This window comes from Flavobacterium granuli (genome assembly GCF_031456055.1).
Lineage (GTDB): Bacteria > Bacteroidota > Bacteroidia > Flavobacteriales > Flavobacteriaceae > Flavobacterium > Flavobacterium granuli_A.
The window spans coordinates 215,737-231,799 of the sequence record NZ_JAVDTX010000004.1 but is presented as its reverse complement, the minus strand read 5'-3'; the positions used below and the strand labels follow the sequence as shown (position 1 = coordinate 231,799).

Here is a 16,063-nt window from a genome sequence, read left to right as displayed (position 1 = left end):
ATTAACGAATATAAAATAGCTAATCTATCTCGCTACTTCGGTAGCTTGCTCTTATTCCTTACCCTCACTGCAACAACCCGATGGTGTGGATATGTCTCTACGCACGATAACGCCGTTTTCAATCCGTCCCCATCCCAATTATCAAGACCAATCTATTTTTGATTTTTTTCTTTCTTTGTCGATGTGCTGTGTGGTCAAGGATTGTAAATCTGCGCTATCGCATTTTGAGAATGGGGTGCCATAATAATATTAAGGCGTGCCTAGCGATTTTGTAGGCGTCACCTTCTTTTTCGATAGGCGCGCCTATAATTTTGGTAGGCGTGCCTATCGATTTTATAGGCAGCACCTTTGATTTTGATAGGCGAGCCTATCAATTTTGCAGGCATCGCCTTTGGTTTTAATAGGTGTGCCTATTGAATTGTTTAGGCGTGCCTATGGTTTTGGTAGGCAAGCTACCAAAACCCCCTAGCGCGCTGATTTACATTCCTCACAGTTTTCCCAAAAAATCACCTTTGCCAGCTCTTTAGCCCTGATGGAAGCGGCATCCCGAGCTTTTTCTGCGAGGAATACAGCGGACAGCAGGAACCCATATGTCCCGATAAAGCCCATTCTTTCGCTCCTGATTATTATTTTTAATTTTCGGGTTTTGTGCTTTACCTTTGCAGGACTTTTAAAAAATCACATTAAAGTCCCGAATTCAATATGAAAAGAGAACATTATATCCCATTTGATAAGGAATTCTTGCTCGAAGAACAACTGGCTGAATATGCAGGAGATGAAAAACAGATCGAGGATTTCAAAAAGCTTTTCGATATCATTGAACATTATTTCCACTACGAAGCTTTTAACCTAATCCGTAATTTAAAGCAAAACTATGCCTTGTTCGATCCGGACATTCATCCAAAAGAACGAGAAGCATTTGTTGGTAAAAGTGACTTTTCGCTTTTCAAAGAAACACTGTTTAAAGTACTGGATAGAGGTAATTATAAACGTGTAAATCAGGAAACTTTGGACGATGCTTTTCAAGATTCGGATTTAATAGGTTTGAAACTTGCCATTGACTTGGATGCGTATAAAGAATATGGAATATTTGTTCGTGGCCAGCATACAGCAAAAGAAAAAGTCTCCAAATTCTTTTTTTGGAAGAAGGAAATAGAGATCGAATACTATGACCGGGTGATGATTTACCTCAATTATCACGATGCCGATTACTATAAGGAAAAGAAAAGCCGTTCGAACAAAATGCCGATTGATCCTAGCGCTATCGTATTGAAAATCTTCAAACGCGTTCCCAAAAACGACCTAGAAACAATTTTCCCGAATGCGATCCCGATGATGTCCACAACCGATAAGCTATTGTTATGGGTTCCGGGTCTTGTGGGTGGAATTTCACTATTGAGTGCCAAAGTAATTCCGGCACTAATTAAAATGCAATCGGCCGTTGAATCTGGCGAAACAATAGATTTGCTAAACAGCAAAACATCTCTAAATCAAGGTTTAATAGCCCTTGGAATATTGGGTGCTTACTTGTTCCGTCAATACAACAACTTTGTAAACAAGAAAATTAAATATTCAAAAATGCTTTCGGATAGTCTTTATTTCAAAAATCTGGGGAATAATAGCGGTGCTTTTTATTCTTTGTTAAACTCTTCGGAAGAAGAAGTGCTTAAGGAAACCATCTTGGCGTACTCCTTTTTGAATAGAAGCGAAACTCCTTTGACCGAAGAAGAACTAGACCACCAGATTGAATCCTGGTTTAAAACAAAACACAATACAGACCTTGATTTTGACGTGAAAGATGCTTTACAGAAATTGAAAAACTCAGGGCTTGCCTCAGAAACTAATGGCAAATGGGAAGTTATTCCGCTAGATAAAGCGCTCATCAGAATAGACGAGATATGGGATGGGGTTTTTGATTATAATCAATTGGTTACGGATTAGGCAATCTATTTGAAAAACATAAAAAAAGGAGAAAATCGAACGAATTTCTCCTTTTCTAAAATAAGCATAACTTGCTACTCCGCAGTAACCGGGTCGATAATTTCCGAAACAAGACTTATTTTATTGGCTGGAAACCCACCTTTATCGGCGTGTTCCCTAATCATTTCTGCATTTGGGGCAATATAAACACAATAAATTTTGTCATCAGTCACATAACTGTGTTTCCATTGTATTTCTGGCCCCATTTGTCTTAAGACATCACAAGATGTGTTTGCAACTTCCTTCAATTGTTCTGGGGTCAAATTCCCTGCGTTCGGAATTTCCCTTTCAATAACATACTTAGGCATACTAATTGGATTAAAACATTCGAATAAATAACCATAGAAAATCTCTATATGGTTCCACCGTGCAAATAATTAAAGAAAACAAAAGAGATTTATGAAGAAAGGGGCAGTAAATTCAATTGCTTTTTAGATTCAAAAGCACTAAAACAATCAAAATCGGCTAATACAGTAATCCATAAAAGCCGATTTTTTTGGCAAACACAAACTTTATAATTTAAAGCGTTCGCAAATAGATATTTAAACTAACTGATTCTCTATTTTGCCCTAAACCACAAGCTGTGTTTTCACAATAAAGATAAAACAAATCATTGTAAATCAATACATTATTAACAAAGTTATAACACCAAAAAGCGCAATAAAAAAGGAGAAAATCAATAATGACTTTCTCCTTTTTTTTAAATTAACTATTAGGCCTACTCGTTTGAATTCGCTAGACCATCTAGTCTCCAGTTTTTGACTTTTTCAATTTTATTATTGGAGAAATCTACTTCGCTAAGACTATTTTTTCCATCTATTTGAGACCAGAAAAACCACTTGCCTGTTTTAACTCCTTCAACATATTCTCCAGATGCAATTTTATCTCCCGATTCATTATAGGAAACCCAGATTCCTTCCAATTTTCCATTTTCAAAATAGCCTTCTTGTTGCACTTGCCCATTTTCATAAAAATAGGTTGCTCTGATTTTTTTGCCAAATGGCTCCAAAACAGGTTTAGCATCTTGTGCAAAAATAACCCCTGAGAATAATACTGCTACTAAAATGACAAGATTTTTCATATCGTTAGTTTTTAATTGTTTACATCTTTATACATCAAAATTAGAAACAAAATTTACATTAAAAAAACATTTTGGTAACAATTTCGTAACATAGACGAAAGCTTAACATTGGAAATCAAAAACAAGGAAATTTCTTTCCATAAAGAGGCTATTTGAACAAATTGAAGGTAAATAATCACTTTTGATAAAAAATAAAAAAAGTGAAAATGCAAAAAATTGACTTTCACAATCTAATATTCATAAGTTAGTCCTAAATTTGCACTCGCGCTAAAAAGAGCAAAAACTAAAATTTATATCATGTACAGAAGTCATAATTGTGGCGAATTAAACGCCTCTCATATCAATACAGAAGTTACACTTGCCGGTTGGGTTCAAAAATCTAGAGATAAAGGATTTATGAATTGGGTAGATTTACGCGACCGTTATGGAATTACACAATTGATTTTTGACGAAAGTCGTTCTATAAAAGAAGTTTTTGAAGCTGCCAAAACATTGGGTCGCGAATATGTTATCCAAGTAAAAGGAACTGTGATTGAGCGTGAAGCCAAAAACAAAAACATTCCTACCGGTGAAATTGAGATTTTAGTAACTGAATTAAACATATTAAATGCTGCTTTAACTCCTCCGTTTACTATCGAAGATGAAACTGATGGTGGTGAAGACATCCGAATGAAATACCGTTATCTGGACATTCGTAGAAATCCGGTAAAAAACAGTTTGCTTTTCCGTCACAAAGTGGCAATGGAAGTGCGTAAATACCTTTCGGATTTAGATTTCTGTGAAGTAGAAACTCCATATTTAATCAAATCAACTCCAGAAGGAGCTAGAGATTTTGTTGTTCCTTCTAGAATGAACGAAGGACAATTCTATGCTTTGCCACAATCTCCACAAACTTTCAAACAATTATTGATGGTGGGTGGAATGGACAAATATTTCCAAATCGTGAAATGTTTCCGTGACGAAGATTTACGTGCAGACAGACAACCTGAGTTTACTCAAATCGATTGCGAAATGGCTTTCGTTGAACAAGAAGACATATTGAATGTATTTGAAGGTTTGACTCGTCATTTGCTAAAAGAAATAAAAGGCATCGACGTGGATAAATTCCCAAGAATCACCTATGATTATGCCATGAAAACATACGGAAATGACAAACCGGACATCCGTTTTGGAATGGAATTTGGTGAATTGAACGAATTTGCACAGCATAAAGATTTCCCAGTTTTCAATGCAGCTGAATTAGTTGTTGGGATCGCGGTTCCTGGAGCTGGAAATTACACTCGTAAAGAAATTGATGCATTAATTGACTGGGTAAAACGTCCACAAGTTGGCGCCAGCGGAATGGTATATGCAAAATGTAACGATGATGGAACTTTTAAATCATCTGTAGATAAATTCTACGATCAAGAAGACTTGACCAATTGGGCAAAAACAACTGGAGCAAAACCCGGTGATATGATTTTTGTTCTTTCAGGACCAGCAGATAAAACAAGAGGACAATTAAGTGCCTTGCGTATGGAATTGGCAACTCGTTTGGGATTAAGAAACCCAGCTGAATTTGCACCTCTTTGGGTTGTAGATTTCCCATTATTGGAATTTGACGAAGAAAGCGGACGTTACCATGCAATGCACCACCCATTTACTTCTCCAAAACCAGAAGACATGCACTTATTGGAAACCAATCCAGGAAAAGTTCGTGCTAATGCCTACGACATGGTTTTGAACGGAAATGAAATTGGCGGAGGTTCTATTCGTATTCACGACAAGGCGACACAACAATTAATGTTTAAATATTTAGGCTTTACAGAAGAAGAAGCAAAAGCGCAATTTGGCTTCTTAATGGATGCTTTCCAATTTGGAGCACCTCCTCATGGTGGTTTAGCTTTTGGATTGGATCGTCTAGTCGCAATTTTAGGAGGACAAGAGACAATTCGCGATTTTATTGCTTTCCCAAAAAACAATTCAGGTAGAGACGTTATGATTGATGCACCGTCAATTATTGATGAATCCCAATTAAAGGAATTACATATTAAATTAAATTTAACAAATTAGGTGAAAACATTGAATATCAATAATTTTAGAAAAAAAATATTGTGAGAATGATTTTCGTATTATATTAAAGATTACATTTGCCTCATTATAAATTATTATTACTATTACAATGCGTACAGGTACAGTTAAATTTTTCAATGAATCTAAAGGTTACGGATTCATTACAGACGAAGAAACAGGAAAAGACATTTTTGTTCATGCATCAGGAATCAACGCGGAAGAATTACGCGAAGGTGACAGAGTAAGCTATGAAGAAGAAGAAGGAAGAAAAGGTAAAGTTGCTGCTAAAGTTGCAGTTCTTTAAGCAAAAACAGGTAACCCCTTTTTTTGCAAAACGTCTAAAAAACGTCCCGTATATCGGGACGTTTTTTTTTTGCATTATTCTCATCAAAACATTAACCAGTTGTAATATTATTTATAATCAATAAAAATTATCTGATTTTCTATTTTATTCGTAAACTAATTTTGGCTTTGCACTTGTGATTTCCACTCACTAAAGCTATCTTTGTAGCTTATTTCAAAGCAAAATAAATATAATTATGCAATCCGAACAATTAAACTATATCCCAGTCTTTATGCAGCTTGTTTTGGCTGTAGGATTTGTCATAGCAGTGATTATAATTTCTGGCAAACTTGGCCCGAAAAGATCTTCAGAAAATAAAGACAAAAATTTCGAATGCGGAATTGAATCAGTTGGTAATGCAAGAATCCCCTTTTCGGTAAAATATTTCTTAGTTGCCATTTTGTTTGTTCTTTTCGATGTCGAGGTAATATTTCTATACCCTTGGGCAGTGAATTTCAAAGAGTTAGGTATTGAAGGGATGATAAAAATGATTATCTTTATGATGCTTCTTTTAGTTGGTTTTTTCTATATCATCAAAAAGAAAGCTTTAGAGTGGGAATAAGAAGAGGTTTTAATTATAAAATTTCAGATTTTGGCTCAATATTTGAGAATAAAATTTGAAACTTAAAATTTCTCCAATTAAGATATTGATTTTGTTTAAAACATTGATTTATTTATTTAAGATTTTTAAAATCTAAAATCTAAAATCAGCAATCTAAAATTAAAATGAGCGATTCAAAAATAAATATGGTAGCCCCTCCAGAAGGTGTTGTTGGTGAAGGTTTCTTCGCTACAAAACTGAATGACGTTGTAGGATTAGCTCGTGCCAATTCGCTTTGGCCTTTACCTTTTGCAACCTCTTGTTGCGGAATCGAGTTTATGGCCACAATGGCTTCACATTATGATTTGGCACGTTTTGGTTCAGAAAGGGTAAGTTTCTCTCCTCGTCAAGCCGACATGCTATTAGTAATGGGAACAATTTCCAAAAAAATGGCACCAATTTTACGTCAAGTGTATGAACAAATGGCAGAGCCTAGATGGGTAATCTCAGTAGGAGCTTGCGCTTGTTCAGGAGGAATTTTCGACACTTATTCTGTTTTACAAGGAATTGACAAGGTAATTCCAGTTGACGTATATGTTCCAGGTTGCCCACCGCGTCCGGAACAAATCGTAGATGGGGTTATGAGGTTACAAGAATTAGTAAAAAGCGAATCTGTAAGAAGAAGAAGTTCCCCAGAGTACCAAGAATTATTGGCATCTTATAACATTCAATAAGTAAAATGGCTTTAGAAACAACAGAAATTCAAGAGAAGTTAACAGAAACTTTTGGTTCAAAAGTTTTAGGTTTCAATCAAGATAGAGACATTTTTGCATTTGAAGCGGATTCAGACATCATTACTGCTGTGGTTCTTTATTTGAAAAATGATCCTACTTTGCGTTTTCACTTTTTGACTGATTTATGTGCGGTACATTACCCAGATAATGAAGAAAACAGACAATTTGCAGTAGTATATCATTTGCACAATTGGTATGAGAACAAACGCATTAGAATTAGAGCATACCTAAACGGATCAAATCCAGAAATTAAAAGTATTTCAAATATCTTTTTGTGTTCTAATTGGATGGAAAGAGAAACCTACGATTTCTTCGGAATCAATTTCATCGGACATCCACAATTGAAACGTATTTTGAATATGGACGAGATGATTTCTTTCCCTATGCGTAAAGAATTTCCAATGGAAGACAGCGGAAGAACAGATAAAGACGACAGGTATTTTGGACGTACAACGACAAATTGCTAAAAAAAATAAATATAATTTTTCACATTAAATAAATGTCAGAACTATTATTACCACCAGAGCATCGCTATGCTAAAATAATCAAGGAGAGACACAATGAAGACGGAAGCGAGCTTTCTGTTCTGAATTTAGGTCCTACACATCCTGCTACGCACGGTATTTTTCAAAATATTTTGTTGATGGATGGTGAAAAAATTCTGGAAGCTGAGCCAACAATCGGTTACATTCACAGAGCTTTCGAAAAAATTGCAGAAAATCGTCCTTTTTATCAAATCACTCCACTTACAGACAGGATGAACTATTGTTCTTCACCTATCAACAATATGGGATGGTGGATGACACTTGAAAAACTTTTGGATATCAAAGTTCCTAAAAGAGTTGATTATTTAAGGGTTATCGTTATGGAATTGGCACGTATTACAGATCACTTAATCTGTAATTCAATTCTAGGTGTAGACACAGGAGCTTATACTGGTTTCCTATATGTATTCCAATTCAGAGAAAAAGTTTACGAAATATACGAAGAAATTTGCGGAGCACGTCTTACAACTAATATGGGAAGAATCGGTGGTTTCGAAAGAGACTGGTCACCAGAAGCCTTTAGAAAACTAGATGACTTTTTAAGAGATTTCCCAGTTGCTTGGAAAGAATTTGAAAATCTATTCGAAAGAAATAGAATTTTTATTGATCGTACCGTAAACGTAGGAGCCATAACTGCAGAAAAAGCAATGGCTTACGGACTTACAGGTCCAAATTTACGTGCTGCCGGAATTGATTACGATGTTCGTGTGGCACACCCTTACAGCTCTTATGAAGATTTTGACTTCATAGTTCCAGTAGGAAAATCAGGAGACACTTACGACCGTTTCTGCGTTAGAAATGCAGAGGTATGGGAAAGTTTAAGCATTATCCGTCAAGCATTGGACAAAATGCCGGAAGGAAATGAATACCATGCCGAAGTTCCTGAATACTACCTTCCTCCAAAAGAAGATGTTTACACCAATATGGAATCTTTGATATACCATTTCAAAATTGTAATGGGAGAAGTTCCTGTTCCAGTTGCTCAAATCTACCATGCAGTAGAAGGAGCTAATGGTGAACTAGGATTTTACCTTGAAACAGATGGAAGCAGAACTCCATATAGATTACACTTCAGAAGACCTTGTTTTATCTATTATCAAGCCTATCCAGACATGATCAAAGGTTCAATGTTATCTGATGCCATTGTTATTTTATCAAGTTTAAATGTTATTGCTGGAGAATTAGACGCATAAAAAAGATTGCAGAATACAGATTTCAGAAGTCGGATTGAAAAATCAAAATCTAAAATCTAAAATCTAAAATATTAGGATGGAAAGAACACATTACAAACAAGAAATAAATATGACTGAAGCATTGATGTCCCGCATCAATGAATTAATCAGCCATTATCCTGAAGATAAAAGAAAATCAGCTTTACTTCCCGTTTTACACGAAGCTCAAGACGCTCACGACAATTGGTTGAGCATTGAATTACAAGATAAAGTTGCCGAAATTTTACAAATCAAACCTATCGAAGTGTATGAAGTAGTTACTTTTTACACGATGTTTAATCAAAGACCTATTGGCAAATACATGTTTGAATTTTGCCAAACTTCACCTTGTTGTTTAAACGGTGTTGAGGACTTGATGGATTATACCTGTGAAAAATTAGGTGTTCCCGTGGGAGAACCAACGGCTGACGGTCTTTTTGAAGTAAGAGGAGTTGAATGTTTGGGTGCTTGTGGTTATGCTCCAATGATGCAATTGGGAGATTTTTACAAAGAACATTTGAACAAAGAAAAAATCGACCAGTTAATTGCAGATTGTAAAGACGATAAAATAATATTACACGATAAATAAGATGTCACAAAAAATATTATTAGATAAAATCAATATTCCTGGGATTAAAACTTATGAAGTTTATCGCCAAAACGGTGGTTATGCTTCTGTAGAAAAAGCTTTAAAAGCCTTAACCCCTGACGAAGTAGTCGAAGAAGTAAAAACTTCTGGATTACGTGGTCGTGGTGGTGCTGGTTTCCCAGCTGGAATGAAATGGAGTTTTATTGATAAAAAATCAGGAAAACCAAGACATTTGGTTTGCAATGCCGATGAATCAGAACCAGGAACTTTCAAAGACCGTTATTTGATGGAATATATCCCTCACCTATTGATTGAGGGAATGATCACTTCCAGTTATGCTTTAGGCGCTAACCTTTCTTATATCTATATTCGTGGAGAATATATGTGGGTTTATAAAATTTTGGAACGTGCTATCGCCGAAGCAAAAGCAGCAGGTTGGTTAGGAAAAAATATATTAGGAACTGGTTATGATTTGGATTTGTATGTACAAATCGGTGGTGGAGCTTACATTTGTGGAGAAGAAACCGCACTAATCGAATCATTGGAAGGAAAAAGAGGAAACCCTCGTATTAAACCACCATTCCCAGCAGTTTCAGGACTTTGGGCTAATCCAACCGTAGTAAATAACGTAGAAACTATTGCAACTGTGCCATGGATTGTAAACAATTCAGGAGCAGATTATGCTAAAATTGGTATTGGAAGATCTACGGGAACCAAATTAATCTCTGCTTCAGGGCACATCAAAAACCCTGGTGTTTATGAAATTGAATTGGGATTAAGTGTTTATGAATTCATGAATTCTGATGAATATCTTGGAGGAATGAGTTCTGACCGACCATTAAAAGCATTCGTGCCTGGAGGAAGTTCTGTTCCTGTTTTGCCTGCACATTTAATTTATAAAACAGCAGCAGGCGAAGATCGTTTGATGTCATACGAATCCTTAAGTGATGGTGGTTTTGCCACTGGATCTATGTTGGGTTCAGGAGGATTTATTGTTTATAATGATACCTCTTGCATTGTTCGCAATACTTGGAATTTCTCTCGTTTTTATCACCATGAAAGTTGTGGCCAATGTACTCCATGTAGAGAAGGTACAGGTTGGATGGAAAAAGTATTGCACAGAATTGAAAACGGACACGGACGCGAAGAAGATATCGAATTATTATTGAGTATTCAAAGTAAAATTGAAGGAAACACGATCTGTCCTCTTGGAGATGCAGCAGCTTGGCCAGTAGCGGCGGCTATTCGCCACTTTAGAGACGAGTTTGAATACCATATTCGTTTCCCTGAAAAAATAAAAAACAGAGACCATTTTGTTGCTGAACCTTTTGAAAAAGTTAAGCACCTAGTTTCTAAAGCAACAGTATAAAGGAAGTTAAAAAGTCGAAAGTTAGAAAATCAACGTTTTTGATTTAAGCTTTAGACATTAAGACCTAAATAAATGAAAGTAACCATAGACGGTCAAGAAATTGAAGTAGAAGCAGGAACAACGATCTTGCAAGCTGCGCGCATGATTGGTGGAGAAGTTGTTCCGCCAGCAATGTGCTATTATTCTAAATTAAAAGGAAGTGGAGGAAAATGCCGTTGTTGTTTGGTTGATGTAACCAAAGGTAGTGATGCTGACCCAAGACCTATGCCAAAATTAATGGCATCTTGCGTAACAGGTTGTCAAGACGGAATGGAAATCGCCAGTAAAGCATCTCCTAGAGTTCAGGAAGCAAGAAAATCGGTGACGGAATTTTTGTTAATCAATCACCCACTTGATTGTCCAATTTGTGACCAAGCTGGAGAATGTGATTTGCAAAATTTAAGCTTCGAACACGGAAAATCAGCATCTCGTTTTATTGAAGAAAAAAGAACTTTTGAACCAGAAGATATTGGTCCAAACATTCAATTACACATGAATCGTTGTATTTTATGTCAAAGATGCGTGCAAGTTGCGGATCAATTGACAGACGATCGTGTTCATGGAGTAATGGATCGTGGTGATCATGCTAATATCTCGACTTGTATTTCAAAAGCTATAACTAATGAGTTCTCTGGAAACATGATTGATGTTTGTCCAGTTGGTGCCTTGACTGATAAAACTTTTAGATTCAAATCAAGAGTTTGGTTTAACAAGCCTTATAACGCGCATAGAGAATGTACTACACCTGGATGTTGTGGAAAAACAACGGTTTGGATGTTTGGAAACGAAATCCAACGTGTTACTGGCCGCAAAGATGAGTTCCATGAAGTAGAAGAATTCATTTGCAATACTTGTCGTTTTGACAAAAAAGAAGTTTCTGATTGGGTTATTGAAGGACCACGTGAATTTGAAAAAGATTCAGTTATCAATCAAAACAACTATACTCAAAAATTAGAAAAAGTAGAAATTGCTACTGAGAAAAATATTCTTTTGGGTAGAGACCAAGACAGAAAAAAAATAAGTATGGCTGCCAATCCATTGGACACTAATACTCAAAAATCTTAAGAAATGGAAAGTACATTTATTATAGAAAAGAGTGTTGTGATTGTAGTGGTTTTTGCACTTACAATGTTGATGGCTATGTATTCCACATGGGCAGAACGTAAAGTAGCTGCTTGGCTGCAAGACAGAGTCGGACCAAACAGAGCAGGACCATTGGGTTTATTTCAACCGCTTGCCGATGGTTTGAAATTATTTTCAAAAGAAGAATTTGAACCAAACACACCTAACAAGTTTTTATTTTTTGTCGGTCCAGGAATTGCAATGGCTACGGCCTTAATGACTAGTGCCGTTATTCCGTGGGGAGACAAATTACACTTGTTTGGAAGAGATATTTTATTACAGGCAACTGATGTAAATGTTGCCATATTATATGTTTTTGGAGTTGTTTCGCTAGGAGTATATGGAATTATGATTGGTGGATGGGCTTCTAACAATAAGTTCTCTTTGATGAGTGCTATTAGAGCTGCTTCCCAAATGGTTTCTTATGAAGTAGCGATGGGATTGTCCATAATCGCTTTGATTATGATGACGGGAACTTTAAGCTTAAGAGAAATTTCATTACAACAATCAGAATGGCATTGGAATGTACTTTATCAACCTTTAACCTTTTTGATTTTCCTTATTTGTTCTTTTGCAGAATTAAACAGAACGCCTTTTGATTTGGCAGAATGTGAATCGGAATTAATTGGTGGTTACCACACAGAATATTCCTCTATGAAAATGGGTTTCTACTTATTTGCTGAATATGCAAATATGTTTATTTCCTCTACCATTTTGGCTGTATTATTTTTTGGTGGATACAATTATCCTGGAATGGGATGGGTATTGGAAAACTGGGGAGTAAATATTGCCAACGTGTTAGGAATGGCTGCGCTGTTCATTAAATTATGTGGTTTTATTTTCTTCATCATGTGGGTTCGTTGGACTATACCAAGATTTAGATACGACCAATTGATGCATTTGGGATGGAGAATTTTGATTCCGCTTGCAATTGTAAATATTATGATTACTGGAGTTGTGCTTTTGAGAAGTGAAATTGCCGCTTATTTCGGATTTTAAGAACCAAATCACAATGTTAACGGGGACTAGCCCTGATAGAAGTGAAAATCCTTTTATGTTTTTCCTTTAAAAACATAAAAGATTGCAACGGATAGCAGGATTAGCTACAAATAAAAAATATAAAATGTCAATAGAAACTATATCCTTATCGGGAAGAAAAAAAATGGTCTCCAACAAGGAGATGACTTTTTTGGAACGCATGTATCTGATTGCGATTGTAAAAGGTTTGATCATTACGCTGAAGCATTTATTCAGAAAAAAAGCAACGATTCAATATCCTGAGCAAGTTCGTGAGATGAGTCCTGTTTACCGTGGACAACATATGTTAAAACGTGATGAACAAGGTAGAGAAAACTGTACTGCGTGCGGATTATGCGCTTTGTCTTGTCCTGCTGAAGCCATTACAATGAAAGCGGGTGAGCGTAAAGCGAATGAAATGCATTTATACAGAGAGGAAAAATATGCTGAGATATATGAAATTAATATGTTGAGATGTATTTTTTGCGGACTTTGTGAAGAAGCCTGTCCAAAAGATGCTATTTATTTGACTATCTCTAAAGAATTGGTTCCTTCTAATTATGACAGAGAAGATTTCATTTTCGGAAAAGACAAACTAGTTATGCCACTAGAAATGGCTATGAAAAATACACAACTTAAAAACGCTAACTAATGTCAACAGTACTTATTCTATTTTGCGTATTGTCTGCAATCACATTGCTAACAGCTTTTTTAACTATTTTTAGCAGAAATCCAATACACAGTGCTATTTACTTAGTAATTTGTTTTTTCTCTATAGCAGGACATTATTTATTATTAAACGCTCAATTTTTGGCCATTGTACATATCATTGTCTATTCTGGGGCTATCATGATTTTATTACTGTTTACAATCATGTTAATGAACCTTAACCAAGAAGATGAAGTGCATAAACCAAGGTTCACTAGATTGGGTGCGATCGTTTCCTTCTGTTTGGTTTGTTTGGTTTTGATAAAAATCTTTATTGACTCTAAGCCTATCGTTGAATACGACTATACAGGCGAAGATTACCAATCAATAAAAGTGCTAGGAAAAGCATTATTGAACGAATATATGGTGCCTTTTGAATTTGCTTCTATTTTGTTATTGGTTGCAATGATTGGATCGGTATTATTGTCTAAAAAAGAAAAATTAGAAAAATAATGAACAATATTTTAACTCAGATTGGTATAGAAAACTATATCTTCTTAAGTGTCGTACTTTTTTGTATTGGAATTTTTGGGGTTTTATATAGACGAAATGCAATCATTGTATTTATGTCTATTGAAATTATGTTGAATGCTGTAAACTTATTGTTTGTGGCTTTCTCTACTTACCACCAAGACGCACAAGGGCAAGTATTCGTATTTTTCTCCATGGCAGTAGCGGCAGCTGAAGTTGCAGTGGGACTGGCCATATTAGTTTCGATATTTAGAAATATTGGATCAATTAGCATCGATAATTTAAAAAACTTAAAAGGATAAATGGCAATGGATACCAATTTAGCTTTAGTCTTACTATTAACTCCTTTTTTAGGATTTTTAATTAATGTTTTCTTCGGGAAAAGTTTAGGAAAATCTGTTTCAGGAATCATCGGAACACTTTCTGTGGTTGTTTCGTTTATTGTTACGATTTCCTTTTTTCTACAAATCAATCAAACGAAACAAGCGATATCAATCGAATTATTTGATTGGATTCAAATCAGCAACTTCAATGTGAGTTTTGGTTTTTTACTGGATCAATTATCTGTTTTATGGTTATTGTTTGTAACCGGTATTGGTTCATTGATTCATATTTACTCCATCAGCTATATGCATGATGATGAAAAAATGCATTCGTTCTTTGCATATTTGAATTTGTTCATCTTCTTTATGATCACACTAGTAGTTGGAAGCAACTTATTGGTAATGTTCATTGGTTGGGAAGGAGTTGGACTTTGTTCATACTTATTAATTGGTTTTTGGTATAAAAATCAAGCTTTTAATGATGCTGCGAAAAAAGCATTCATTATGAATAGAATTGGAGATTTAGGTTTGCTAATCGGAATCTTTATATTAGGAAGCTTATTCTCAACATTGGATTTTGCTACTTTGAAAACTGCAATTGCAGCAGCAAGTAATGTAGATACACTTTGGTTAAGCATTGCCGCTTTGGCTTTGTTTATTGGAGCTTGTGGAAAATCGGCACAAATTCCATTATACACTTGGTTACCTGATGCGATGGCAGGACCGACTCCCGTTTCGGCATTAATACACGCTGCTACGATGGTAACTGCAGGTATTTTTATGGTAACTAGAATGCATTTCTTATTTGACTTAACACCAGAAGTACAAACAATAATTGCCGTAGTAGGAGGTGTAACTTCATTGGTTGCTGCGACTATTGGTTTAGTTCAAACTGACATTAAAAAAGTACTGGCCTACTCTACTGTTTCCCAATTGGGTTTAATGTTTTTGGCTTTAGGATTTGGTGCTTATGAAGTAGCCGTATTTCATGTAATCACTCACGCTTTCTTCAAAGCTTGTTTATTCCTAGGATCAGGATCTGTAATTCACGGTTTGCATGGAGAACAAGATATGCGTAAAATGGGTGGATTAAAAAAATACATGCCAATTACTTTTTGGACAATGCTTATTTCATCATTAGCAATTTCTGGTGTACCGTTGTTTTCAGGTTTCTTCTCTAAAGATGAAATTTTGATGACAGCTTTCCATCATAACATTCCGCTTTGGGTTGTTGGATCTGTAGCATCTATAATGACTGCTTTCTATATGTTTAGATTGATGTTCCTAACTTTCTTTAATGATTTTAGAGGAACTGAAGAACAAAAACACCATTTACACGAAAGTCCTGCTTTAATTACTTTTCCTTTGATTGTATTGGCTATTTTGGCTACTATTGGAGGAGCAATTAGTTTACCTGGTAATAGTTGGTTGAATGAATATTTAGCTCCACTTTTTGCGAAAGCGACATCAGAAGAACATGGATTAGGAACAACTGAATATATTTTAATGGCAATTGCCGTTGTTGGTGGATTAGTTGGAATTGGGATTGCTTATGCAAAATACTTCAAACAAAATGAAGTACCAAGCGAAGATGCTAAAATTACTGGTCTTACAAAAGTACTTTACAACAAATACTACGTTGATGAAATATATGATTCAGTGTTTGTAGCACCTTTAAATAGTTTATCAAAATTCTTTAGGGATTATGTTGAAACAGGAATCTCTTCACTAGTTTTTGGATTAGGAAAAGTTGCCAGCGAACTTAGTTACCAAGGTAAAAGATTCCAGAATGGAAGTGTTGGTCTCTATCTATTTGCTTTTGTTTTAGGCATGTGTGCCATTGTTTCATTTTTATTTCTAGCTCAATAATTATATACT

General features: G+C 35.5%; 17 protein-coding genes. 15 read left to right on the top strand and 2 right to left on the bottom strand.

What is annotated here, in order from left to right; genetic code table 11:
* The first annotated feature begins 702 nt into the window (after positions 1 to 702).
* Positions 703 to 1,941 (top strand): TMEM143 family protein, encoded by a 1,239-nt coding sequence (locus tag J2W95_RS09945; protein ID WP_310006489.1) that lies wholly within the window; start codon positions 703 to 705, stop codon positions 1,939 to 1,941.
* A 74-nt stretch (positions 1,942 to 2,015) separates the two neighbouring features.
* On the opposite strand, the gene J2W95_RS09940 is transcribed toward J2W95_RS09945, so the two are convergent.
* Positions 2,016 to 2,288, bottom strand: a complete 273-nt coding sequence (locus J2W95_RS09940) for a DUF4242 domain-containing protein (RefSeq protein WP_310006487.1) — start codon at positions 2,286 to 2,288, stop codon at positions 2,016 to 2,018.
* A gap of 410 nt (positions 2,289 to 2,698) precedes the next feature.
* Positions 2,699 to 3,061 (bottom strand): toxin-antitoxin system YwqK family antitoxin, encoded by a 363-nt coding sequence (locus J2W95_RS09935; RefSeq protein ID WP_310006485.1) that lies wholly within the window; start codon positions 3,059 to 3,061, stop codon positions 2,699 to 2,701.
* A 297-nt stretch (positions 3,062 to 3,358) separates the two neighbouring features.
* Here J2W95_RS09935 and aspS point away from each other — a divergent pair, with 297 nt between their 5' ends.
* The 14 genes from aspS to nuoL all read left to right on the top strand — a co-directional run bounded on the left by aspS (position 3,359) and on the right by nuoL (position 16,054).
* Positions 3,359 to 5,113 carry an aspartate--tRNA ligase gene (gene aspS, locus J2W95_RS09930; protein WP_310006483.1) on the top strand — a complete coding sequence of 585 codons (1,755 nt, stop codon included), beginning with the start codon at positions 3,359 to 3,361 and terminating at the stop codon, positions 5,111 to 5,113.
* 109 nt (positions 5,114 to 5,222) lie between these two features.
* Positions 5,223 to 5,417, top strand: coding sequence for a cold-shock protein (locus tag J2W95_RS09925; protein ID WP_077378011.1), 195 nt, complete (start codon positions 5,223 to 5,225; stop codon positions 5,415 to 5,417).
* A gap of 235 nt (positions 5,418 to 5,652) precedes the next feature.
* Positions 5,653 to 6,018: an NADH-quinone oxidoreductase subunit A gene (locus J2W95_RS09920; RefSeq protein ID WP_310006476.1), complete on the top strand. Its 366-nt coding sequence runs from the start codon at positions 5,653 to 5,655 to the stop codon at positions 6,016 to 6,018.
* A gap of 164 nt (positions 6,019 to 6,182) precedes the next feature.
* On the top strand, positions 6,183 to 6,731 hold the full coding sequence (locus J2W95_RS09915; protein WP_310006474.1) for an NADH-quinone oxidoreductase subunit B: 549 nt from the start codon (positions 6,183 to 6,185) through the stop codon (positions 6,729 to 6,731).
* Positions 6,732 to 6,736: 5 nt separating this feature from the next.
* Positions 6,737 to 7,258 (top strand): NADH-quinone oxidoreductase subunit C, encoded by a 522-nt coding sequence (locus J2W95_RS09910; protein WP_310006472.1) that lies wholly within the window; start codon positions 6,737 to 6,739, stop codon positions 7,256 to 7,258.
* Positions 7,259 to 7,290: 32 nt separating this feature from the next.
* Positions 7,291 to 8,529 (top strand): NADH-quinone oxidoreductase subunit D, encoded by a 1,239-nt coding sequence (locus tag J2W95_RS09905; protein ID WP_310006470.1) that lies wholly within the window; start codon positions 7,291 to 7,293, stop codon positions 8,527 to 8,529.
* Between the two features lie 76 nt (positions 8,530 to 8,605).
* Entirely contained in the window at positions 8,606 to 9,136 is a 531-nt protein-coding gene (locus J2W95_RS09900) for a complex I 24 kDa subunit family protein (RefSeq protein WP_310006468.1), read from the top strand.
* A 1-nt stretch (position 9,137) separates the two neighbouring features.
* Entirely contained in the window at positions 9,138 to 10,505 is a 1,368-nt protein-coding gene (gene nuoF, locus J2W95_RS09895) for an NADH-quinone oxidoreductase subunit NuoF (RefSeq protein WP_310006466.1), read from the top strand.
* Positions 10,506 to 10,577: 72 nt separating this feature from the next.
* Positions 10,578 to 11,609, top strand: coding sequence for an NADH-quinone oxidoreductase subunit G (locus tag J2W95_RS09890; RefSeq protein ID WP_310006464.1), 1,032 nt, complete (start codon positions 10,578 to 10,580; stop codon positions 11,607 to 11,609).
* 3 nt (positions 11,610 to 11,612) lie between these two features.
* Entirely contained in the window at positions 11,613 to 12,665 is a 1,053-nt protein-coding gene (gene nuoH / locus J2W95_RS09885) for an NADH-quinone oxidoreductase subunit NuoH (RefSeq protein WP_310006462.1), read from the top strand.
* Between the two features lie 124 nt (positions 12,666 to 12,789).
* Complete coding sequence (locus tag J2W95_RS09880; protein WP_310006460.1) at positions 12,790 to 13,335, top strand: NuoI/complex I 23 kDa subunit family protein; 546 nt, start codon at positions 12,790 to 12,792, stop codon at positions 13,333 to 13,335.
* Positions 13,335 to 13,844: an NADH-quinone oxidoreductase subunit J family protein gene (locus tag J2W95_RS09875; protein WP_310006458.1), complete on the top strand. Its 510-nt coding sequence runs from the start codon at positions 13,335 to 13,337 to the stop codon at positions 13,842 to 13,844. Before J2W95_RS09880 ends, J2W95_RS09875 begins: the two co-directional genes overlap by 1 nt.
* On the top strand, positions 13,844 to 14,164 hold the full coding sequence (gene nuoK, locus J2W95_RS09870; RefSeq protein ID WP_310006456.1) for an NADH-quinone oxidoreductase subunit NuoK: 321 nt from the start codon (positions 13,844 to 13,846) through the stop codon (positions 14,162 to 14,164). Before J2W95_RS09875 ends, nuoK begins: the two co-directional genes overlap by 1 nt.
* 6 nt (positions 14,165 to 14,170) lie before the next feature.
* Positions 14,171 to 16,054, top strand: a complete 1,884-nt coding sequence (gene nuoL, locus J2W95_RS09865) for an NADH-quinone oxidoreductase subunit L (RefSeq protein ID WP_310006455.1) — start codon at positions 14,171 to 14,173, stop codon at positions 16,052 to 16,054.
* The last annotated feature ends 9 nt before the right edge of the window (positions 16,055 to 16,063 follow it).